The sequence below is a fragment of the Synechococcus sp. R6-10 genome (assembly GCF_047461815.1).
GTDB lineage: Bacteria > Cyanobacteriota > Cyanobacteriia > Thermostichales > Thermostichaceae > Thermostichus.
This window is the reverse complement of sequence record NZ_JANSHW010000182.1, coordinates 1-982: the sequence shown is the minus strand read 5'-3', so window position 1 is coordinate 982 and position 982 is coordinate 1. Positions and strand designations below refer to the sequence as shown.

At 60.2% G+C, this 982-nt stretch carries 1 protein-coding gene; it reads right to left on the bottom strand.

All coding sequences use genetic code 11. The features are described 5' to 3' along the window. The coding region (locus NW837_RS05780) for an FAD-dependent oxidoreductase (RefSeq protein ID WP_414329785.1) at positions 1-763 on the bottom strand (763 nt) is incomplete at its 3' end. Between the last annotated feature and the right edge of the window lie 219 nt (positions 764-982).

The following is a 982-nucleotide window of genomic DNA, read 5'->3' as shown; positions in this document are numbered from 1 at the left end:
GATAGGCCCCCTCTCCACGCACTGCCTCTGAGATCAACACCCCCACCGGATACAGGCCCGTGGGATGAAACTGCACAAACTCCATATCCTGCAGAGGCAGGCCGGCCCGCGCCACCATCGCCATGCCATCGCCGGTGGAAGCAAAGTCGTTGGAAGTGGAGTTGTAGATGCGCCCATAGCCGCCTGTAGCCAACATAACCGCCTTGGCCCGCAGCACTTCCAGCCGCCCGCTGGCCTGCTCCAACATCACCACGCCCTGGACTTGGTTTTCTGCCAGGATCAGATCCAGCACATACCATTCGCTGTAGAGCTTGACCCCAAAACGCTTGAGGTTGCTCACCAACTCGTGCAAAATGGCTTGCCCGGTTTTGTCGGCGGCATAACAGGTGCGCGGGTGGCTGTGTCCCCCAAAGGCCCGCTGGGCAATGCGGCCATCCGGCAGGCGGGAGAACAAGACCCCCAGGTGTTCCAGGTCGATGATCACCTCAGGGGCTTCCCGGGCTAGAATCTCCACCGCATCTTGATCCGCTAGGTAGTCGGATCCCTTGACGGTATCGAAGGCATGAGCCTCCCAGGAATCTTGCGGATCAACATTTTGTAAGGCGGCGGCAATGCCCCCTTGGGCTGCTACCGAGTGGCTGCGAATGGGATGGGTTTTGGACACCAAGGCCAGGTCGAGGCTGGGATCCCGTCGCATAACCTCCAAAGCCGCTCGGCAACCGGCCAGCCCTCCCCCAATGATGACAATGTCGTGTTCCAGCATGGATGCAGGCAAGCTCTCGCAAAGGATTCCGCCACAGCCAGGATGGCGTTTTCCCATTATGGCCGGCCCCAGCAGCCTCTCCAGCAGCAGCTGAGTATAGCTCGTTATCAGCAGCGGTGCGGTGCCGTAGGCTTACCACTTTCTGCTGTAAACTACCCGACTCCGACCGCTAAAGCGGTACGGAGCGGGCTTTCAGTAGCCCTGAGCCTGCTCTGCTCC